The sequence below is a fragment of the Streptomyces sp. NPDC026589 genome (assembly GCF_040638385.1).
In the GTDB taxonomy this organism is placed as follows: Bacteria; Actinomycetota; Actinomycetes; order Streptomycetales; family Streptomycetaceae; genus Streptomyces.
Window position 1 is genome coordinate 1 of the sequence record NZ_JBEZYG010000051.1, and the last position, 20,712, is coordinate 20,712.

A 20,712-nucleotide genomic window follows, 5' to 3' on the forward strand; every position below is an offset into this window, starting at 1 on the left:
GGCGGCACCGTCGTCACCAAGGTGCTGCTCCCGGCGATCGCGGCCCCGCTGGTCGCCGGCCTCGCCGCGATGCTCGCCACGCGGCTGCCACCCGCCGCGCGTCCGGCTGTCGGCGTCCACCCGTAGACTTCACCCGTGGCTGGCAGGATCAACGACGACGACGTGAAGGCGGTACGGGACGCGGTCCCGATCGACTCCGTCGTGTCCGAATACCTCCAGCTGCGCAACGCGGGCGGCGGAAACCTGAAGGGCCTCTGCCCCTTCCACGACGAGAAGTCCCCCTCCTTCCAGGTCAGCCCCGGCAAGGGCCTGTTCCACTGCTTCGGCTGCCAGGAGGGCGGCGACACGATCGCCTTCGTGATGAAGATCGACCACCTCTCCTTCTCGGAGACGGTCGAGCGCCTCGCCGCCAAGGCGGGCATCACCCTGCGCTACGAGGAGGGCGGCTACAACCCCTCCCACCAGCGCGGCGAACGCATCCGGCTGATCGAGGCCCACCAGGCCGCCGCCGAGTTCTACGTCCGCGCACTGGAGAGCCCCGAGGCCGAGATCGGCCGCAAGTTCCTCGCCGAGCGCGGCTTCGACCAGGACGCCGCCGCCCACTTCCGCGTCGGCTACAGCCCGGCCGGCTGGGACCACCTCACCCGCTATCTGCGCGGCAAGGGCTTCAGCGACAAGGAACTGATCACCTCCGGCCTCTCCCAGGACGGCCGCCGCGGCCCCATCGACCGCTTCCGCGGCCGGCTGATGTGGCCCATCAGCGACACCGCCGGGGAGATCGTCGGCTTCGGCGCCCGCAAGCTCCGCGACGACGACAACGGCCCGAAGTACCTCAACACCCCCGAGACTCCGGTCTACAAGAAGTCCCAGGTGCTGTACGGCATCGACCTGGCGAAGAAGGACATCGCCAAGGCCAGCCGCGCCGTCGTCGTCGAGGGCTACACCGACGTCATGGCCTGCCACCTCGCCGGCGTCACCACCGCCATCGCCACCTGCGGCACCGCCTTCGGCAACGACCACATCAAGATCCTGCGCCGCCTCCTCATGGACAACGGCAGCGCCCGCGTCATCTTCACCTTCGACGGCGACTCGGCAGGACAGAAAGCCGCCCTGCGCGCCTTCGAGGACGACCAGAAGTTCGCCGCCGAGACGTACATCGCCATCGCCCCGGACGGCATGGACCCCTGCGACCTGCGGCTCGCCAAGGGCGACGACTCCGTACGCGACCTGGTCGAGCCGCGCACCCCGCTCTTCGAGTTCGCCCTGCGCCAGATCGTCGGCCGGTACGACCTGGAGACCCCGGCCGGCCGCGCCGCCGCCCTCGACGAGGCCGCCGCCGTCGTCGCCAAGATCAAGACGAGCAGCGTGCAGCGCGAGGTCGCCGTCCAGCTCGCCGGGTTCGTCGGCATCCTCGACCAGGAGTTCGTCGTCCACCGCGTCGCCCAGCTCGCCCGCTGGGCCCGCGACAAGGGCGGCGACCACGGGGAGCGCGGCGGCCGGCGCGGCGGAGCCCCGGGCATGCGCGGGGGAGCCCCGCAGCAGCCCGCGCCCGCCGCCGGATTCTCCGGCCCCGCGCTCAACCTCCGCAGCCCCGCACACCGCACCGAACGCGAGCTCCTCAAGCTCGCCCTCCAGAAGCCCGCCCTTGTCTCCCCGGCCTTCGACGCCTACGGCGTGGACGAGTTCACCGCCCCGCCCTACGCCGCCGTGCGCCAGTGCATCGAGCAGGCGGGCGGCGCCGAACAGGGCCTCGCCGACAACCGCGAGTATCTGGTCGCCGTCATGGACGCCGCCCCCGACAACACCGTCCGCAGCCTCGTCACCGAGCTCGCCGTCGAGGTCTTCATCGGCAAGACCATCGACGAGACGTACGCCGGCATGCAGCTCGTCCAGGTCCGGCTGCGCGCCGTGGACCGCCGCATCAACGACGTCCAGGGCAGCCTCGCCCGCCTCGGCAGCCACGTGGCGCCCCAGGACCTGGCCGCCGCGCAGAACGAGGTCTGGGTGCTCCAGCAGTACGCCCAGTCCCTGCGCGCCCACGGCGCCGCCGCCCTCTGAGCGGCCGTCGGAGCCGACTCGCGGCCGACGCGGGTAACCGTCCGGTGACGGATCGGAACCAGAAAGTCCCCGCACGCCCCTCGTGACAGTCGTGTGTCGTACCCCACACTGGGGAATGTCTGAGTCATCGGAGCACACCGGCCCGCAGGAGAGCACCTCGGGGCCGGACAGACCTCCACCCCCCGTCATCCGGCAGCGATCACCTGGAGGTCGCCCCCGTGCAGACCCGGACCGTGACGACCACGACCGAGACCATGGCGGCCATCCCGGCGCAGAACAGGTCCCTGCACCACCCGGAGACCACAGCCGGACCGCCCGGATACGCACCCGAGGCAGTCATGGTGGAAGCGACGCACCTCCCCGACCCCCCGGAGCCACGGAACCGGGCGGACTCCGGCGGCCCCACCTCCGACCTCTTCCGGCAGTATCTGCGCGAGATCGGCCGCATCCCGCTGCTCACCGCCGCCGAGGAGGTCGAACTCGCCCGCCGCGTCGAGGCCGGGCTCTTCGCCGAGGAACGCCTCGCGGGCACCCCGGACCTCGACTCCCGCCTCGCCGGGGACCTGGACCGGCTGGTCGTGATGGGCCGCACGGCCAAACGCCGCCTGATCGAGGCCAACCTCCGCCTCGTCGTCTCCGTCGCCAAACGCTACGTCGGCCGCGGGCTGACCATGCTCGACCTGGTCCAGGAGGGGAACCTCGGCCTGATCCGGGCCGTGGAGAAGTTCGACTACGCCCGGGGCTACAAGTTCTCCACGTACGCGACCTGGTGGATCCGCCAGGCCATGTCCCGCGCGCTGGCCGACCAGGCCCGCACCATCCGCGTCCCGGTCCATGTCGTGGAACTGATCAACCGCGTGGTGCGGGTCCAGCGCCGGATGCTCCAGGAACACGGCGTCGAGCCCAGCGCCGAGGACGTCGCCCGCGAACTGGACCTGACCCCCGAGCGCGTCACCGAAGTCCTCCGCCTGGCCCAGGAGCCCGTCTCCCTGCACGCCCCCGTCGGCGAGGAGGACGACGTCTCCTTCGGCGACCTCATCGAGGACGGCGACGCCGCATCGCCCGTCGAGTCCGCCGCCTTCCTCCTGCTGCGCGAACACCTGGAGGCGGTGCTCTCCACCCTCGGCGAACGCGAACGCAAGGTCGTCCAGCTGCGGTACGGCCTGGAGGACGGGCGGCCCCGCACCCTGGAGGAGATCGGCCGGATCTTCGGCGTGACGCGCGAACGCATCCGCCAGATCGAGTCCAAGACCCTCAAGCGGCTGCGGGACCACGCCTTCGCCGACCAACTCCGCGGCTACCTCGACTGATCCACCGGGCCGACGCCTCAGTCCACCTCGGCCAGCGCCTGGGCGAACTGGGCGGCATACAGCCGTGCGTACGCACCCTTGGCCGCCAACAGCCCTTCATGCGTGCCCTGTTCGACGATCGAGCCGCTCTCCATCACCAGGATCACATCCGCGTCCCGGATCGTGGAGAGCCGGTGCGCGATCACGAACGACGTACGCCCGTGGGCCAGGCGCGCCATCGCCTTCTGGATCAGCACCTCGGTCCGGGTGTCCACCGAGCTGGTCGCCTCGTCGAGGACCAGGATCACCGGGTCGGACAGAAACGCCCGCGCGATGGTGATCAGCTGCTTCTCGCCCGCGCTGACCCCGGAGCCGTCGTCGTCGATCACCGAGTCGTACCCGTCGGGCAGCGTCCGGACGAACCGGTCCGCGTGCGCCGCCCGGGCCGCCTCCTCGATCTCCTCCCGGGTGACCTCGCGCGAAGCGCCGTACGCGATGTTCTCCGCGATCGTCCCGCCGAACAGCCAGGTGTCCTGGAGCACCATGCCGATGGAGGACCGCAGTTCGTCCCGGGACATCTTCGCCACGTCGACCCCGTCGAGCGCGATCCGCCCGCCGGTCACCTCGTAGAACCGCATCAGCAGGTTGACCAGCGTCGTCTTGCCGGCCCCGGTCGGACCGACGATCGCGACCGTCTGCCCCGGCTCCACACTCAGCGAAAGATCCTCGATCAGCGGCTTCTCCGGGTCGTAGCGGAAGGCCACCTTCTCCAGCGAGACCCGGCCCTCAAGACGCTCCGGGCGCTCGCCGTGCTCCGGATCCGCGTCCTGCTCCTCGGCGTCCAGCAGCTCGAAGACCCGCTCCGCCGAAGCGATGCCGGACTGCACCAGGTTCGCCATCGACGCGACCTGCGTCAGCGGCATCGAGAACTGCCGCGAGTACTGGATGAACGCCTGCACGTCACCGATCGACAGCGTGCCCGAGGCGACCCGGAGCCCGCCGACCACCGCGACCAGCACATAGTTGATGTTCGAGATGAAGAACATCAGCGGCTGCATGAGCCCGCTCGCGAACTGGGCCTTGAACCCCGCCTCGTACAGCGCCTCGTTCTGCTCGGCGAAGTCCCGCGCGGACTCCTCCTGCCGGCCGAAGACCTTCACCAGGGTGTGCCCGGTGTACATCTCCTCGATGTGGGCGTTGAGCGTCCCCGTCACCCGCCACTGCTGCACGAACTGCGGCTGCGACCGCTTACCGACCTGTGTCGCCACGACCACCGACAACGGGACCGTCACCAGCGCGACCAGGGCCAGCAGCGGCGAGATCCACAACATCATGACCAGCACGCCGACGATCGTCAGCAGGGAGTTGATGAGCTGCCCCATCGTCTGCTGGAGCGTCTGCGAGATGTTGTCGATGTCGTTCGTCGCCCGGCTCAGCACCTCACCGCGCTTGGCCCGGTCGAAGTACGACAGCGGCAGCCGCGCCAGCTTCGTCTGGAGGTCCTCGCGCAGCTGGAACACGATCCGGTTGATCACCCGGATCGACAGCCGCGTGGAGACCAGCATCAGCAGCCCGGCCCCGACATAGATCACCAGGGCCACCAGCAGGACGTTCCCCACCGCCCCGAAGTCGATGCCCTCGCCGGGGGTGAAGTCCACCCCCGAGAGCATGTCGGCCATGGAGCCGCTGCCCTTCTCCCGCAGCCCCTCGATCGCCTGCGCCTTCGTCGTGCCCTCGGGCATTCCGCGCCCGACCACACCGGCGAAGATCAGGTCGGTCGCCTTCCCGAGGATCTTCGGACCGGCCACCGACAGCGCGACGCTCACCGTCACGGCGGCCAGCATCAGCCACAACGAGGTCTTCTCCCGGCCGAACCGCCTCAGCAGCCGCTTGCTCGACCCCTTGAAATCCATCGACCGGTCGGTGGGCGCACCCCCGGCCATCATCCGTCCACCCGGACCGGCCATTACGCGGCCTCCGCTTCCGTCAGCTGGGAGAGCACGATCTCCCGGTAGGTTTCATTGCCGTCCATGAGCTCGTGATGGGTGCCGGTCCCCACGACCCGGCCCTCGTCCAGCACCAGGATCCGGTCCGCGTCACGGATGGTGGACACCCGCTGCGCCACGATCACCACCGTCGCCCCGGCCGTCTCCCGTCCCAGCGCCGCCCGCAGCGCGGCGTCGGTCGCGTAGTCCAGCGCGGAGAACGAGTCGTCGAACAGATAGATCTCCGGGCGCTGCACCAGCGTCCGGGCGATGGCGAGCCGCTGCCGCTGACCGCCGGACACGTTGGTGCCGCCCTGCGCGATCGGCGCGTCGAGCCCGTGCTCCAGCGCCTCGACGAACTCCTTGGCCTGCGCCACCTCCAGCGCGTGCCACAGCTCCTCGTCGGTGGCGTCAGGATTCCCGTACCGCAGGTTCGTCGCGACCGTCCCCGAGAAGAGGTACGGCTTCTGCGGCACCAGGGACACCGTCTTCGCCAGCAGCACCGGATCGAGCGTCCGCACGTCCTCGCCGTCGACCAGCACCTCGCCGTCCGTCACATCGAACAGCCGGGGTACGAGCCCGAGCAGCGTCGACTTCCCGCTGCCCGTCGACCCGATGACCGCGGTCGTCTCCCCGGGCCGGGCCACCAGCTCCACGGCCCGCAGCACCGGCTCCTCCGCGCCCGGATAGCGGAACTCGGCGCCCCGCACCTCCAGATGCCCGTGCCGCCGCAGCTCGGTCACCGGGGCGACGGGCGGCACCACACTCGACTCGGTCCCGAGGACCTCCTCGACGCGCTCGGCGCACACCTCGGCGCGCGGCACCATCATGAACATGAACGTGGCCATCATCACGGCCATCACGATCTGCATCAGATAGGCGAGGAACGCGGTCAGCGCGCCGATCTGCATCCCGCCGCTGTCGATGCGGTGCGCGCCGAACCACACCACCGCGACCGACGACAGGTTGACCACCGTCATCACGGTCGGGAACATCAGCGCCATCAGCCGCCCGGTCGCCACCGACACATCGGTCAGCTCGGTGTTGGCGCCCCGGAACCGCTTCTCCTCGTACCCGTCCCGGACGAAGGCGCGGATGACCCGGTTGCCGGTGATCTGCTCGCGCAGCACCCGGTTCACCGAGTCCAGCCGCTCCTGCATGGTGCGGAACAGCGGCCGCATCCTCTTCACGATCAGACCGACCGAGACGCCGAGCACCGGCACGACCGCCAGCAGCACCGCGGAGAGCGGCACGTCCTGCCCGAGCGCCATGATGATGCCGCCGACGCACATGATCGGGGCCGACACCATCAGGGTGAACGCCATCAGCACCAGCATCTGGATCTGCTGGACGTCGTTGGTGGTCCGGGTGATCAGCGAGGGCGCCCCGAAGCGCCCGAGCTCACGCGCCGAGAAGGACTGCACCCGGTCGAAGACGGCGGCCCGCACATCGCGCCCGAGCGCGGAGGCGGTCCGGGCGCCGTAGTACACGGCCCCCACGTTGCAGAGCACCTGAACGACGCTGACGGCGATCATCAGACCGCCGAACTCCAGGATGTAGCCGGTGTCGCCCGTGACGACACCGTTGTCGATGATGTCGGCGTTCAGACTCGGCAGATACAGCGTGGCGCAGGTCTGGAGCAGCTGGAGGAACACCAGCAGCACGATGGGTTTCTTGTACGGGCCCAGATGGGTCCGCAGGAGTTTTATGAGCACGCGGGTCTCTCGGAATCGGCGGAAGGCAGAGGCCGCCCCAGTTTCGCGTACGCCGTACTCCGAGAGCGAACCCTTTTCGCCAAGGCCAGGTCAAACCTGGAGCGGGCGGAGGGACGCCCCGCGCACGGAGCCACGGACGCACTCCGGGCGCGCGCCGGACGGGCCTGCCCCGGTTGTGCACCGGGTGCGAGGCGTACGGGTGCGGGCCGGCCTACGCCGGGTGCGCGCCGCCGAAGGCCCCGGGGTGGATCTGGTCCCGGGTCGCCGCGTACTGCTGACGCACCGCGCCGCCGACCGCCAGCTCGTCACCGGGCTCCAGCACCTGGGCCGCCGCACCCTGCCAGGCCGGGGGAGTGCGCGGATCGAGGGAGCCCTGCGAGACCCCGAGAGCCCACGCCGCCTGCCGGGCCGCGCCGATCGCCGCGTACTGGGCGGGCTGCGGCACCACGACCTGGGTGCCGAACACCGCCGGAGCCAGGGCCTGCACGGCAGGCAGCTCGGCGGCGGCGCCGAGCAGGAAGACGCGCCGCACCTCCACCCCACGTCCCCGCAGTACGTCGAGGGCGTCGGCCAGCGAGCACAGCATCCCCTCGAACGCGGCCCGCGCCAGATGCTCCGGCTTCATCGACTCGCGCCGCAGCCCGCTCAGCGTGCCCGCGGTGTGCGGGAGCCGCGGGGTGCGCTCGCCCTCCAGATACGGCAGGAGCACCAGCCCGGAGGCCCCCGGCGTCGACTTCAGCGCCAGCGCGGACAGCTCCTCCAGCCCTTCCACGTCCAGCATCTCGGCGGTCCCGCGCAGCGCACGCACGGCATTGGAGAGGTGCACCACCGGCAGGTGCATCCCGGTGGCGTCGGCGAACGAGGTGATCATCCCGCTCGGGTCGGCGAGCGCCTCGTGGTGCACCGCCATCACGGACCCGGAAGCCCCCAGCGACACCACCGCGTCGCCCACCGCGACCCCGAGCCCGAAGGCCGCGGCCATGGTCTCGCCGGTGCCCGCGGAGATCAGCAGCCCTTCCGGGGTCATCCCGGCGGAGTCGGCGGGGCCGAGCACCTCGGGCAGCCCGGCGGAGTGGCCGAGGGCCAGCTCGACCAGATCGGGCCGGTAGGCGGCGGACCCGGCCGACCAGTAGCCGGTGCCCGAGGCCGCGCCCCGGTCCGTGGTCCGCCGGGCGGGCCGGCCCAGCAGCTGCCACACGAGCCAGTCGTGCGGCTGGAGCACGGCGGCCACCCGCTGGGCGTTCTCCGGCTCGGTCCGCGCCAGCCAGCGCAGCTTCGCCACCGGCTGCGCGGCCCCCGGCACGGCCCCGACGGCTTCCGCCCAGGCCCCCCGCCCGCCCAGCGCGTCGACGAGATCGGCCGCGGCGACCTGAGCCCGCCGGTCGTTGCCGAGCAGGGCCGGGCGCACGAGGTTGCCCTGCTGGTCCAGCGGGACGAGCCCGTGCTGCTGCGCGGAGACCCCGATGGCCTGCACGCCTTCGAGCAGCCCGCCGGAGGCCGCCTCGCCGAGCGAGAGCAGCCAGGCCTGCGGATCGACCTCGGTGGCCTTGGCCTCGACCGGATGGGCGGCGTACCCCTCCCGGAGCACGGCGCCCGAGTCCGTGTCACAGACGACGATGTGAGTGAAGGCGGAAGAACTGTCCAACCCCGCGACTATGCCCATGGGGAGATTCTGCCGCACCCCGCGACTTTCCCGTAACCGCCGCCGTACGCGACGAGGCCCCGGACCCTGGGGAGTGTCCGCGGAAGCCTCGTCCGCCCTCGGGCCGGACGAGGCTTCCGCGGACACGACCTACGTATTGGTGGTCCCCCAGTCGTCCTCGAAGCCGTTCTGACTGCTGCGGTCCCGCAGCGACCGGACCCGCTCGGCGACGGAGGCGGGCACCTTGTCCCCGACCTTGTCGCTGACCGAGTGGTACGCCTTGCCCGCGAAGTCCCGTCCGCTGTGCGCGGCGCTCTCGGCGGCGTTGCGCACGGCGGGGTTCTCCGTGAACTGCCGGGCCGACTTCTTCAACTGCTCGTAACGCTCGCGCCCGGCTCGCGTGCCGAGCACGTAACCGAGGGCCACTCCGGCGATGAACGTGAGCCGGTACCGCATGGCTGCCACCCTTCCTACGCTTGGTGCGACGTGTGCAGCCCGCCTACCCGCGACCACCCGAGATCACCCCGGGCGATACCGATTGGCGGAGCACCCCCCTGCTTGCGCTAATGTATGTGTCGCAGCGAACGCGCGCCGCCCGGCAGCCGCCAGGCAGGTACGATTTCGCAGCGACGCAGCAATCCCCTGTAGCTCAATTGGCAGAGCAGCCGGCTGTTAACCGGCAGGTTACTGGTTCGAGTCCAGTCGGGGGAGCGCGATCCCCTGTAGCTCAATTGGCAGAGCATTCGGCTGTTAACCGGAGGGTTACTGGTTCGAGTCCAGTCGGGGGAGCGGAACGGAAGAGGGCCCTTCGGGGTCCTCTTTCGCGTGCCCGGCCGACGCGTTCCCGGGGCTCCCGAGGGAGCTTCGGAGTGACTCTTTCGGGTCTCCTTGATCTCCCCTGCAACCGGGCAGCACGCAGCGCCGTCTCAAGATCAGATGAAGTCGGCCATCCGAAGCGAGAGATCGTATGACCGGCTATGCTGCGGCAGACGGTGCGCACACTTGTACGCGCCACGCCGAAACGGGGCGGTAGCTCAGCCGGTTAGAGCAGCGGACTCATAATCCGTCGGCCGTGGGTTCGAGTCCCACCCGCCCCACCGAGCGTCCCCAGGCAGAATCGTTCTGACCTGGGGAAACGCGGATTTTGCGGCGGATTTCCGTGCGGTACTAGCCGCGCGCCGTGCGGTACTGGCTCGCTGTCGCAGCTTGCTGGCGCACTTTTGATGCGTCTGACCTGGCCTTCGCGGCGGTTGCCTGAAGGAGCGTTATGGCACGGTCCCACGGCCGTCGAGGGAGGCTTGTCGCTCTGTCCACGACCGCCACCCCGTAGGGCGTTTCCGCTGGCACTCTGCTGTACCCAGTCTGTTCCGTGCCGGCCAAGCCGACGCTCTTCGGCTTTCTGATCGGCGCGACGCCTGCTGCTCCGCAGCGGAGCTCTGATCGAGCGGGGCGCGCTGACACGGTCGGACCCGTTCCGGTATCCGCCGGGCGGGGACGGAGAATCCTGGGTTGTTCCTCGTGCTCGCGCGTACGGCAACTCGTGTGTACCGCGCTCCCCGGCGGTGGGCCGGTCGGGCCGGTGGCGAGCACGACCCGGACTGGATCAACGAGGGCGAGATACGCGGACAAGCGGGCAGCTGCCGCCTCGAACTCGACGACCCGGCGGGGCGCTCGTCTCCCTCCAGAAGGCCCGGAGCACACTCAACCCTCGACGAACGGCGCACCCGAGCCCTCGCCCTCACCCGCGAGTCCACCGCGCACTTCCGCACCGGCGACGGGTCACCAGGCACTCGCGATGGCCGGCGTCCTCCAGTCGCCCACCTCGACGAGCATCTGCACACCCTCGCCGCCGAACTCGACGCCCGATCCCGCCCCGTACGCTCAGGACCTTAAGGACGCGGAGGCGGATCTGGCGAGGACGGAAACAAGATGTGAGCGGACAGGTTCTCGTGCTGTGGGACATCGACCGAACACTGCTGTACGTCGGAGACATCGACCGGCAGGCCTACCGGGATACGTACCACGAGCTCACCGGTCGCAGCGCCGGAACCCTCCCCAAGCGGGGCACCGGCACGACGATGCCCCTGGCGATCTTGCGCATGCTGGTGGAGAACGGCATCGCAGAGGACGAGGCGGCCTCCCTGCTGCCGACCCCGGTCGAGCTCCTGCCGCAGGCCCAGCGCCGCCGCATCGACGACATCCGACGCGACGGTGTCCTCTTGCCGGGGCAGTCGCCGCGCTGGGAGCGGTGCATGACGAGCCGGGGTTCCTGCCCACGATCGTCACCGGGAACTTCAAGCCCAACGCACTGCTGAAGCTCGCCGCCTTCGACCTGACCCGGCACGTCCATACGGACATCGGCGGTTACGCCTCGGAAGACATGCACCGCCCCTCCCTGGTCGGCATCGCGCAGAAGCGGGCCGAGGCACTCACGGCCCAGAGCTTCGGCCGATCCGAGACGGTGATCATCGGAGACTCGCTTGAAGACGTAGGCACCGGCCGAGAGGGCGGCTCCTCAGTCATCGCAGTGGTGTCCGGGACGACCTGGGCCGACGAACTGGCGGCGGCTGGCGCCGATCTCGTGCTGGAGGATCTGACCGACCAGCGGCGGGTCGTCGACTCGATCCGAGGCCTTGCCGGTTGACCGCCTCGAATAGCGCGCGGGTGCGTGAGTTCGGTACAGCACTGAGCACGGGATGGCGTACGAAGCTGGGTCTGTGCCAACGCTGTGGGAGAAGGGAGTTCAACGCAGTTTCAGGTCCCCTGGGCAAGGGGCGGGCGTACTCTGGCCCTGATTGGCTTGTCCGAGCGGGACAGTGGGGGATCCTCGTTGGCCGAGAACCATATATGCCGTTCATGCGGCCAGCGCATCACTGTCGACGCCCCCGGCGGAGTCGCTGCGCACACGAGGCCGCACAGTCCGTTCGCCTGTTTCGCATCCGGTCTCCCCGCCGCCGAGAACGCCAGGCCCGTCAACGGCGGCAGACGCGATGAGGGACGTCAGCGCGCCCCTGTCGCGCAGGAGTACAAGCTCCCGGAGCGTGTCTACGTCCAGGCCCCACCGTGGCTTCCTGAGTGGGGGCAGGCCCATGCTCCCTCAGTTGCCCTCCGCGCATCCGGAGCCGTCGGAATCTACCTGCCACGCCACACCGATTGGGACCATCAGGAGAAGATCAACGCGATGGTCTCCGGCAGCCTTGGAGCCACACACGACGGCAATTGGGGTTGTTGGACGGTCCCCAGCTTGCACTTCCTTCACCTGGCCAATCAGATGCTGCGGCGTCATGACCGGATCATGGTGGGACGTCAGTACAACCCTGGCGAGAGGTGCAACGCCCGCTGCAAGAACGCGCTTGGACCCTTCTGTACGTGTTCCTGCCGGGCGAAGTTCCACAGTCGCGGTCGTTGGATGAAGGGCTGGGAGACGATCGACGAGTTGGACACCCGTCACGGAGGACAGTCCTGGCATTGGCTCATCGTCTCGTCTGCACGCTGACACGCGAACTTCCAGGGTGGGCAGCACCGAATTACCTTGCGTTGAGCCGCTGTTGACGCTCAGATAGCGGCGTTGGCAGAGCTCCGTTCGGGCCACGCCGCGAGCTGGAATCGCGACGGGCGGTTCTCGTGCCGACCGGCCCGGCATTCGTCGCCGGACCTGCCCAGGGCCTTCTGCATGCGGGTGAGGAACCGGTCGTACTGCTCGTGCCAGAGCACGGCTGACCCCGCGTCGTGCGGTACGTACTGCACCGCAATGCCGCTGCCGGGGATCGAGGCGGATACTGCGGGTCCTCTAACGGCCGGTTCCTCTCCCGCACCTGGCAGCGCAGAAGCTCATGGATCTACTGGTCGGTACCGTCGTTGCGCCAGACGGCGAAGTAGTGGTACGTCGCGCTCTTCGGCTGCAGATCGTTCGGCAACAGGGCCCACTGACAGCCGGTCCGGGACTGGTAGAGGATCGAGTTCACGATCTCCCGCATCGGATAACGCCCCTGATGCCCACTGACAGAGCGATGCCGGGCCTTCCAGGCCGTGAGCACCGGCTCGATCGACGTTCACTGCTCGTCAGATAAGTCGCTCTGGGACAGCTTGCGTTCACTCACTCCCCAGCCCACCGACTCCGGACCGGCACCTTCCGGCTTCGCTCACCCCACCAGGCGACGCCAGAACCCCTCAAAGAATCACGAACCGCCCACAGAATCCCCCTGCAGTCACGGCCTTCACGCTGCGAGGGGACCTCAGTATGCTCCTCATATGCAAGTAAAGAAAGCAGCGCTGGAGCAGCACATTGCCGTGTTCGGCGAGAGCGGCAGCGGGAAGACCGTCATGCTCTCCTCCTTCTATGGAGCCACGCAGGAGCCTCAGTACCTGCAGAAGAGTCTGTTCCATGTCGTGGCGGACGAAATGGGACAGGGCACTCGGCTGCATCGCAACTACCTTGGCATGAGGGAGTCGGCGCGACTGCCCGCAAGTAACCGTTTCTCCGCCACGTCCTATTCTTTCTCGGTCAGACTGAAGGACGGGTCCGACGCCAAGGCCAATAAGGCCAAGCCTTTCGACGCCCTGCGCCTTGTCTGGCACGATTACCCGGGTGAGTGGTTCGAGGAGGACGTGAGTGGGCCGGAGGAGGCCCAACGCAGAGTCGACACGTTCATGTCCTTGCTGGGCTCTGATGTCGCTCTCCTGCTGGTGGACGGTCAGCGGTTGCTGGACAACGCCGGACAGGAAGAGCGGTACCTGAGGTCGCTGCTGAGTAATTTCCGTAACGGCCTGCTGTCGATCAAGAGTGATCTACTGAAGGACGGCAAGCCGCTCGTCGAGTTTCCGCGTATCTGGATCATGGCACTGTCAAAGTCCGATCTGCTGCCGAACCTGGACGTGTTCAAGTTCAGGGATCTCCTTGTGGAGAAGGCCGGCGATGACATGGTCGAATTGCATGAGGTGATCGCAGGGCTGGTGGAGGCCAGCGACGCGTTGTCCGTGGGTGAGGACTTCGTGCTGCTTTCGTCAGCGAAGTTCGGTGCAGAAAAGATTGAGGTGACCAAGCGCGTCGGCCTGGAGTTGATCCTCCCGCTTGCCGCCATGCTTCCATTCGAGCGCCACGTCCGATGGGCCCAGTTGAAACAAGTCCCTGTGAAGGTGGCGGAGAGTCTGCTGGGCGGGGCGGGAGCTTTGGCCGCTGCGCTGGTCGGTAGCAAGGTCAAGCTGCCTGGTGCGGTAGGTCTTTTGCGTAGCGTCGTTGGCCTCGTGCTCTCGAAGGAAGTCTTGAACGAGGCGGCCAAGGTGGCAGGGGATAAACTCAAAAACATCAACTCTGAAGCGATGGCCAAACAGAACCATCTCACCGCCACGTTGACCCGCTTCCGGATGGACCTGGAAAGGGGAGAAGAGGAGCAGGTGTTTCTGAGGAGCGTCAAGTGAGCCTCATCTGGGCCACACGTGGGCGGACCTGGGGTTTCCGCTTTCTCCGTGACGGGGGATTCGGGGATCCGCTCCAGGTCTACGACGACGTCTTCTCGGGTGTCGGGGACGAGCCGGAGGTCTGGCGGCGCGTCGCCGAGAAGGGGGCGCTGCGCTTCCCGGATCCCTTGGGACGTAAGGACAGGGCCGGCAGAATCATCCCCCACGAGTTCGTTGTCCTCGGGCCCGTGGCCAATGAGGTCGACTCGGTCGAAGATGCTCGTCAGCTGGTCTGGCCCCAGGTTGCCGACGTATTCAGCCGCATCTGGGAAATGCCCAATCCGCCCTCGCCCGGCGAATGAATTCAGCGACACCATTGCCGCTGCCGCCGAGGCGGTGAGTCACGTCACGCTCGCTGCCTGCGGGCGAGGCGGTAGACGCCGTAGGTGATGCCCAGAATGATGTCCACGGCTACCCAGAGAGCGATGATGAAGCCTACTCCGATCGCGGTGCCGACGTCGCCTGCGTTCTGACACGTGGTCAGTGCGTCGCCGACCATTCCCTCGCAAGAAGCGCGATCGTTGCTGTTAGGGCGTGTATCCAGTCGTGATCAACTTGCGGGGTTCGCCCTCGTGTCGAGGGCGGATCCGGTAGACCGTCTTGTATGACACGGGTGCAACTGACGGATGCGGAGTGGGAGTTCATCGGGCCGTACCTGCCGATCGGCGAGTACGGCCCGTATCCCGAGCGGCTGCGGCAGCAGTTCGAGGGCGTGATCTGGCGGTTCGGAACGGGTGGGCAGTGGCGGGAGATGCCGGCCGAGTTCGGGCCCTGGCCGACCGTCCACAACCGTTTCCGCCAGTGGCGGGACGCGGGCGTCTTCGAGGCCCTGCTGGAGGGACTGACCGCCGAGGCCGCGAAGCGGTGCGAGGTGGATCTGTCGCTGGCCAGCGTGGACTCCACCACCGTCCGGGCCCACCACGACGGTGCCGGGATGCACCTGGATGACGAGGTCCTGACCGACCTGGAGAAGGCCGCCGCCGAGGGTAACCGCGCCTACCGGCGCGAACGGCACATCAAGGCGGTCATCCCGGAGAAGAAGGACCAGGCCGCCAACCGGAAGAGGAAGGGCCGCCGAGGCGGCCGGCCGCCCAGCCACGACACCGAGCTCTACAAGACCAGGAACACCGTCGAGCGCCTGATCAACAAGATGAAAGCCTGGCGCGGCATCGCGACCCGCTACGACAAGACCCCCGAGAGCTACCAAGCCGGACTCCACCTCCGGGCCTCCACGATCTGGATCAAAGACCTCACCCGAGCCACATGATCACGACTCAATACGCCCCCTTAAAGCCCCGCAGTTGCCCGGCAGGGGCAGGGGCAGGGCTGGGTGCAAGAGCGTTCTAGATGTGGGCAGTTGCTGTCCTGGATGAGAAGTAACCCTTGGGGGCAATCCTTGGGTGAAACCCTTGTGATCAATGCAAGGGATGGGCATGCTCGGCCCATGACAGAGAAGAAGCTTCGCCTCATCCCCACCGGCACGTGCTGGTGCGGTTGCGAGAAGGAAGTCGGCCTCGGCAAGTTCTTCGCCCCTGGCCACGACAAGGTCGCCGAAGCCGCCGTCATCGCCATCAAGTATGGCTCTTCCGTACCCGAGTTCCTCCACACCCACGGCTATGGCCCCCACCACTCCGTCAGCCGCGCTGCGGTCGATGCCGGCGTTTGGGAGGAGTGTCGCGAGTGCTCCAGCGAGCCCGGCTATCGAGGAACGGTGGAGAGCATCGCCAATCACAAGCGTAAGTATCACCGCGCCGAGCAGTAAGGACCGCGCCAGTGACCATCGCGCAGATCTTGGAGAAGCCCATCAGGGCCTTCGGCGGCACCTGGGACACCCGGCGCGCCGTGACCGCGCTCCGCGACGCAGGTCACGGTGACGGCGATCAACGGCAGCAAGGGAAACGAGCCCGCGAAGCCCTCCGTGACCTTGCCGCAACAGGCGTCATCGTGAAGATCGAGCCGGACAGCGCCACCTACCGACTTGCCGAACAGTGAGCACGCCCACGGACCGGCCGCGATTGTGGCAGGCGCGGCCGAACTCGCGAGACGCGTATGCCCCGGTCCGCAAGGGGGCGTGGCCGCAGCGCCCCACAACTGCGTCGCTATCGAGCCCGGTTGGGAATGGTCATGTGAGTCCGAGGCCGTCCGCGGCCGGGTCATATCCCGTCCGCGACGGCATAGGGCCTCTGTGATGTTGTCCCGCCCTGCCAGGCGGAGCGCACCGACGGCGAGCTGATGCAGGGAGGGCGTCGTCCGCAGCACACTGCTGATCCGCACCCGCGCGGCATTCTTCCGAACGTCGCCCCCCCTGGCGACGTCATGACCCGATGCTGTCGTCGTCGGCCCGCCCGCTACGGAACGTAGCCGCGCCCTGGGTTGGTAACGGCGTCAGGGAACTCACGAAGCTCGCCGCAGCCCGGGGTGATTCGGTGCCCTCGAATGTGGCTCCGCCCTACGCATCGAGGGCCGTTTGAAGTGACGAGGGACCGTGCAGTGAACGCTGCACGGTCCCCCGTTCCAGTCGGATCGAGCCGGATCGAGGGGGACGCAGCCGGGTGGAAACGGGTGACTATTTCCGTTGTTTCGGCATCGTCGCAGATGAGAGCCGTCACTCCTATGGGTTCGATTCCACCCGCCCCACCACAGCAGAAACGTCGCGACCTGCGGAAACGCCGTCAAGAGGCTAGTCGGGCCACGGGATTCGCTGCACGAACGCTGCACCGACCCACCGCAGGACCTGGAAGTGGCGCGGCGAAGGCGGGACTTTCCTCGGCGCCCCGAAGGCGAAGAACTCGCGACGGACTCTCGCTCTCACCTCGGAACAGGTGCAGCTCTTCCAGCGGCGCTGCTTGGGGAAGAAGCCGACGGACCTGGTCTTCAGGCTCGCCTCGGCCACGAATCGATCACAACGACCGTCGACCGGTACGGGCACCAAACGAGACGGATCGGCCTGAGTCCTTACCAGGTCCTGGACCTCCTCCAAGGCCTGCTGAAAGGCTGGGGCGGCACCTGTACCACCTGCAACCCGCCTGCCCCGCAACCGAACCAGACACAGAACCTGGCGAAGCACCACTACGTGGTCGGCGGGGGAAGGAGGGTGAAGCCGTGCAGACCCCGCGTGCTGCAGGCGACCAGGCCGAGATCATTACCGCCGGTCCAGGATCAGATGAGCAACGGCGCCTCCGTACGCATCATCGTTGCGCGTGTGAACCGTTCCGGCCCGGGTCCCGCGGCTCAGAGCCGCTTCTCCTCATAGCACTTCCACTGCTCGTCGACGTCGTCCTTCCGCCCCACCGCATCGCGGGACTGGTAGTGCCAGCTGCATACCAGTGTCGGATCGACAGCAGTACGGCAAATCCACTTGTGCGGCGGACTGGACAGGGCCTTGACCTTGTGCGTCTGCTTGTACTTGTCGCGGCAGTACTCCGGCAGGTTGTCGACGCCAATCTCCGTATTACGCCCGGAAGCCGTGACGCACACGCCGGTGTTCGGGTCGTCGGGCTCGGTGAACTTCATGGTGTCGCCATCCCTGTCGAACCGTTTGTCGCAGGCATCTCCCAGGTCGATCAGGGATTGGCAGCCCATCCCCTGGGTCCCCTTGAATCCGTACGAGGTGCAGTAGCCGCTCAGGTCTACGCCACCCAACTCCTCTGTCGTGGTTGTCCGTTGGGCCAGCAGGTACCCGCTGATCGTGAGCCCCGTGGCCATCGCGCCCACCACCACGAAGACCAGGATGGCCTTCCACCATTTCTTGCCTGAGATCCAGGCCGGCCAACGGATCCGCCGCGCCTCCAGAATAATGGTGATGATTCCGGCGACTATGCCGACCAATACGCCTATTGTGCCGAGTGTCGCGATCGTGAGGTCAAACACCCCGTTACCCCCCCCGCGGTAGCACCAGCGTCCGATGCGGTGCCCCACTCTCTTACTGAGTCAGTGTTGCGGCGTCAAGGTATTGAGCGAACATCGGAACGCAGGGGCTGGGACAGCGTCGGACTTCCCGTACGCCGCCTGCGCGGGACCGGTCGTCGCGGGGGCCCCGGGCGTGGTCCCGTCCCGGAAGAGGAGCTGCTCGCGGGGGCGCCGAGGCGGTTGAGGAGGTGCAGCAGGGCGCCCCGGGTCGGCAACGGGCTCTCCCCGCTGTCCCGGCCTCGCCGGTCGACCACGCAGGCGCCCCGGAACCGGTCCCTGAGCTGGTGCGCCGCCCGCACCGCGAGCGCGGTGCGCACACGGACCCCGGCTCGCCGTGCAGCACGACGACGGCCGGCCGGGTCCGCGTGGCGGCGCGGGCGGCGTGCACCCACTGGGCGATCTGTGCCAGTTCGGCCCGGCTCCCGGTGAACAGCCCGTCTGCGCTGGGCAGATGGCCGAAGGACTGCTTCAGTGCGACCCGGGTACGGGCCGCCGCACTGCGGTCGCCGCCGCGCAACCGCCGTACCACCGGGACGGTCCACTTCTCCGGGGTGCGGGCGGCGGGGGCCAGCATCCGGTGCTGGTCCAGGTACGGGCGGATGTCCCGTACCTCCAGCGCGGTCAGTCACTGGAGACGCAACTGCTCGACCCCGCCCGGCTGTCCGGCCGCCGCAGCGTGGCGGTGGGCGGCGGTCACCTTCGCCATGGTCGTCGCGGCGCCGGCCACCGCGACGACCGCGCCCGCACCGAGGGCGGGGCGGGGCCGGTGGCCGTCCCGAACGCCAGGTCCGTCCCGAACGCCAGGTCCGTCCCGAACGCGGCGACGGCGGCAACTCCCCTCACCAGTAGAGGTGTCGACAGGTTCTCCCGGCTGGGCCGCTGCGACGGAGGCCGATCACCGGCCGCGCCCGCGCCAGCAGCCCAGTCGTTCCCGCACACCGGAGTCCGTCCGGACACCCGCGCGGCGCGCCTCCTCCTCCAGGGCCCGCACCAACAGCCTTGTCGCATCCGACCGATGGCTGTCCCGCACGTGTGCCCCCCTCGGAGAGCTGCACCTGAAGCCGTCCGGAGCCGGAGACCGGTGCCCCCGGCGGCAGGACCAAGTGTCCTGCGTACGCTGTCTCGACGCGAGTGCCACCGTGCGTGGGGTCGGTCAAGGAGGGCGTTCCGCGCTCACCCGGTACTCTGCTCAACCTCTCATGGCGGACGGAAACAGACCGGGGGGTATGTATTCGGGCCCTTGCGGGGGCGGCAGAGGGCTCCGACGGCCGACGATCGGCGCGGATGCTTGTTCTCGCGCCGTTGGCGAGCCTGTTACTCGCGGGCAACTTCGCTGTGTATCCCGGCATTTGGGCGGATGTGTCGATCGTGTTGCCGTTTTGGAACGCCGTTGACAAACCGGATCTGCGGTTCGTAGATTGCCATGATCGTTGCTCTTTATGAGCAGCCTGGACTCACGCGTTGGATGGTCGGGGGCACCATGGAACAACGTCGGACAGAACTGCTGGAGCTTCACAAGCTACTACCACGACAACGGGGGGAGGTCGTCGCCGACCCGCTGGCCGCAGGCGGTCGGACGGGACGAACACCTCGCCCGGTCACGGCCCAGCGGGTCCTCGTCGTGGAGAGGAGTGCCAAGGACGCGGAAGCGCTCGTGTGCGCGCTGCGGCGGCAGGGGTGCAGCGTCCAGAGCGTGACGACCGGGGGAGAGGCACTGCAGAGCTATGGGGACGTCGATCTCGTCCTCATCGACCTGGAACTGCCCGACCTCGACGGCCTGGAGGTCTGTCGCGGAATCAGATCGACGTGTGACGTCCCGGTGATCATCGTCACCGCCCGGGGATCGGAACTCGACCGCGTGCTCGGCCTGCAGGCGGGGGCCGACGACTATCTCGTCAAACCGTACGGTTTCCGCGAACTGATGGCTCGCGTGGAGGCGGTCATGCGGCGGAGCCAGACTCAGGAGCCGCTGATCCGGTCCATCAGCCACGGACCGTTAAGGATCGACGCCGACACGCGCAAGGTCACGCTGCACGATCGGCGCATCGAGCTCACCCGCAAGGAGTTCGACCTTCTGTACCTGCTCGCTTCCGAGCCGGACACCGTCATTCCCCGCAAACGCCTCATTCACCAGGTCTGGGGTGATTCGTGGTCCCGGCGGACGGTCGACACCCACGTCAGCAGTCTGCGGAACAAACTCGGGAACAGGAACTGGGTCGTCACGGTCAGGGGCGTCGGATTCAGCTTCGGTCGAGGTGACTGAGGAGTCCCGGGCTCGGAGTCGATCCGCTCGATCGGCTGCTGCTGCGGCGGCCGCCGCAGCAGCAGCAGCGGTCCGCACCGGGTAGGCGGGCCTCCTGCAGGCGCTTTGAGGTTCTCCTGAACTTCTGCGCAGAACGCCGCACGTTGCTGCGTAAACCTGCCGAACTCCTGAAGTCGCGCCGCTTGAGGCGCGCCACAGCACGAAGCACTCTCTAGGGACGGTCCGTTCAGCCGGATGAGGGAGTCAGCGTGCGCAAGGTGCTCATCGCCAACCGTGGCGAAATCGCTGTCCGCGTTGCCCGGGCGTGCCGGGACGCGGGGATCGCGAGTGTCGCGGTCTACGCCGAGCCGGACCGGGACGCGTTGCATGTCCGGGCCGCCGACGAGGCGTTCGC

General features: G+C 68.3%; 16 protein-coding genes, 3 tRNA genes and 2 pseudogenes. 14 read left to right on the forward strand and 7 right to left on the reverse strand.

The genetic code is table 11. From position 1 onward, the window contains the following. The first annotated feature begins 135 nt into the window (after nucleotides 1-135). Both dnaG and AB0F29_RS40765 read left to right on the forward strand, forming a co-directional pair. Nucleotides 136-2,058, forward strand: a complete 1,923-nt coding sequence (gene dnaG / locus AB0F29_RS40760; protein WP_361883865.1) for a DNA primase — start codon at nucleotides 136-138, stop codon at nucleotides 2,056-2,058. Nucleotides 2,059-2,276: 218 nt separating this feature from the next. Then, entirely contained in the window at nucleotides 2,277-3,368 is a 1,092-nt protein-coding gene (locus tag AB0F29_RS40765; protein WP_361883868.1) for an RNA polymerase sigma factor, read from the forward strand. A 17-nt stretch (nucleotides 3,369-3,385) separates the two neighbouring features. On the opposite strand, the gene AB0F29_RS40770 is transcribed toward AB0F29_RS40765, so the two are convergent. The 4 genes from AB0F29_RS40770 to AB0F29_RS40785 form a co-directional block, all read right to left on the reverse strand. Beyond that, nucleotides 3,386-5,314 (reverse strand): ABC transporter ATP-binding protein, encoded by a 1,929-nt coding sequence (locus tag AB0F29_RS40770; protein ID WP_361883871.1) that lies wholly within the window; start codon nucleotides 5,312-5,314, stop codon nucleotides 3,386-3,388. Then, a complete protein-coding gene (locus AB0F29_RS40775) occupies nucleotides 5,314-7,047 on the reverse strand; it encodes an ABC transporter ATP-binding protein (protein WP_361883874.1) in 1,734 nt (577 codons plus the stop codon). The genes AB0F29_RS40770 and AB0F29_RS40775 overlap by 1 nt, the downstream gene beginning before the upstream one ends. Nucleotides 7,048-7,258: 211 nt before the next feature. Next, the gene (locus AB0F29_RS40780; protein ID WP_018961141.1) at nucleotides 7,259-8,710 is read right to left on the reverse strand and encodes an FGGY family carbohydrate kinase; all 1,452 of its coding nucleotides are present in this window, start codon (nucleotides 8,708-8,710) and stop codon (nucleotides 7,259-7,261) included. A 129-nt stretch (nucleotides 8,711-8,839) separates the two neighbouring features. Further along, nucleotides 8,840-9,145 carry a YtxH domain-containing protein gene (locus AB0F29_RS40785; protein WP_361883877.1) on the reverse strand — a complete coding sequence of 102 codons (306 nt, stop codon included), beginning with the start codon at nucleotides 9,143-9,145 and terminating at the stop codon, nucleotides 8,840-8,842. A 182-nt stretch (nucleotides 9,146-9,327) separates the two neighbouring features. Between AB0F29_RS40785 and AB0F29_RS40790 the strand changes: the two genes are divergently transcribed. From AB0F29_RS40790 to AB0F29_RS40810, 5 genes are all read left to right on the forward strand, one after another. Beyond that, nucleotides 9,328-9,400, forward strand: a tRNA-Asn gene (locus AB0F29_RS40790). 5 nt (nucleotides 9,401-9,405) lie between these two features. Beyond that, a tRNA-Asn gene (locus AB0F29_RS40795) sits at nucleotides 9,406-9,478 on the forward strand. 234 nt (nucleotides 9,479-9,712) lie between these two features. Beyond that, nucleotides 9,713-9,786, forward strand: a tRNA-Ile gene (locus tag AB0F29_RS40800). 834 nt (nucleotides 9,787-10,620) lie between these two features. Beyond that, on the forward strand, nucleotides 10,621-11,004 hold the full coding sequence (locus AB0F29_RS40805) for a hypothetical protein (RefSeq protein WP_361883880.1): 384 nt from the start codon (nucleotides 10,621-10,623) through the stop codon (nucleotides 11,002-11,004). After that, nucleotides 10,938-11,333: an HAD hydrolase-like protein gene (locus AB0F29_RS40810; RefSeq protein WP_361883883.1), complete on the forward strand. Its 396-nt coding sequence runs from the start codon at nucleotides 10,938-10,940 to the stop codon at nucleotides 11,331-11,333. Before AB0F29_RS40805 ends, AB0F29_RS40810 begins: the two co-directional genes overlap by 67 nt. A 1,198-nt stretch (nucleotides 11,334-12,531) precedes the next feature. Here AB0F29_RS40810 and AB0F29_RS40815 read toward each other — a convergent pair. Continuing rightward, nucleotides 12,532-12,735, reverse strand: a pseudogene (locus tag AB0F29_RS40815) (transposase); the annotation flags it as partial. Nucleotides 12,736-12,940: 205 nt separating this feature from the next. Here AB0F29_RS40815 and AB0F29_RS40820 point away from each other — a divergent pair. The 5 genes from AB0F29_RS40820 (at nucleotide 12,941) to AB0F29_RS40840 (ending at nucleotide 16,138) form a co-directional block, all read left to right on the forward strand. Beyond that, a complete protein-coding gene (locus AB0F29_RS40820; protein ID WP_361883886.1) occupies nucleotides 12,941-14,107 on the forward strand; it encodes a hypothetical protein in 1,167 nt (388 codons plus the stop codon). Next, complete coding sequence (locus AB0F29_RS40825) at nucleotides 14,104-14,448, forward strand: hypothetical protein (RefSeq protein WP_361883890.1); 345 nt, start codon at nucleotides 14,104-14,106, stop codon at nucleotides 14,446-14,448. Before AB0F29_RS40820 ends, AB0F29_RS40825 begins: the two co-directional genes overlap by 4 nt. A gap of 302 nt (nucleotides 14,449-14,750) precedes the next feature. After that, on the forward strand, nucleotides 14,751-15,413 hold the full coding sequence (locus AB0F29_RS40830; protein WP_361883893.1) for a transposase: 663 nt from the start codon (nucleotides 14,751-14,753) through the stop codon (nucleotides 15,411-15,413). Between the two features lie 177 nt (nucleotides 15,414-15,590). Continuing rightward, nucleotides 15,591-15,908: a hypothetical protein gene (locus AB0F29_RS40835; RefSeq protein ID WP_361883896.1), complete on the forward strand. Its 318-nt coding sequence runs from the start codon at nucleotides 15,591-15,593 to the stop codon at nucleotides 15,906-15,908. A gap of 11 nt (nucleotides 15,909-15,919) precedes the next feature. Further along, nucleotides 15,920-16,138, forward strand: a complete 219-nt coding sequence (locus tag AB0F29_RS40840; RefSeq protein WP_361883899.1) for a hypothetical protein — start codon at nucleotides 15,920-15,922, stop codon at nucleotides 16,136-16,138. Between the two features lie 1,239 nt (nucleotides 16,139-17,377). Here the strand turns inward: AB0F29_RS40840 and AB0F29_RS40845 are convergent. Both AB0F29_RS40845 and AB0F29_RS40850 read right to left on the reverse strand, forming a co-directional pair. After that, nucleotides 17,378-18,016: a hypothetical protein gene (locus AB0F29_RS40845; protein ID WP_361883902.1), complete on the reverse strand. Its 639-nt coding sequence runs from the start codon at nucleotides 18,014-18,016 to the stop codon at nucleotides 17,378-17,380. A gap of 171 nt (nucleotides 18,017-18,187) precedes the next feature. Next, nucleotides 18,188-19,085 (reverse strand): annotated as a pseudogene (locus AB0F29_RS40850) (hypothetical protein); the annotation flags it as partial. A gap of 393 nt (nucleotides 19,086-19,478) precedes the next feature. On the opposite strand from AB0F29_RS40850, the gene AB0F29_RS40855 reads away from it, so the two are divergent. Together AB0F29_RS40855 and AB0F29_RS40860 are read left to right on the forward strand one after the other, a co-directional pair. After that, nucleotides 19,479-20,318: a response regulator transcription factor gene (locus AB0F29_RS40855; RefSeq protein WP_361883905.1), complete on the forward strand. Its 840-nt coding sequence runs from the start codon at nucleotides 19,479-19,481 to the stop codon at nucleotides 20,316-20,318. Nucleotides 20,319-20,566: 248 nt separating this feature from the next. Then, the coding region (locus tag AB0F29_RS40860) for a biotin carboxylase N-terminal domain-containing protein (RefSeq protein ID WP_361874531.1) at nucleotides 20,567-20,712 on the forward strand (146 nt) is incomplete at its 3' end.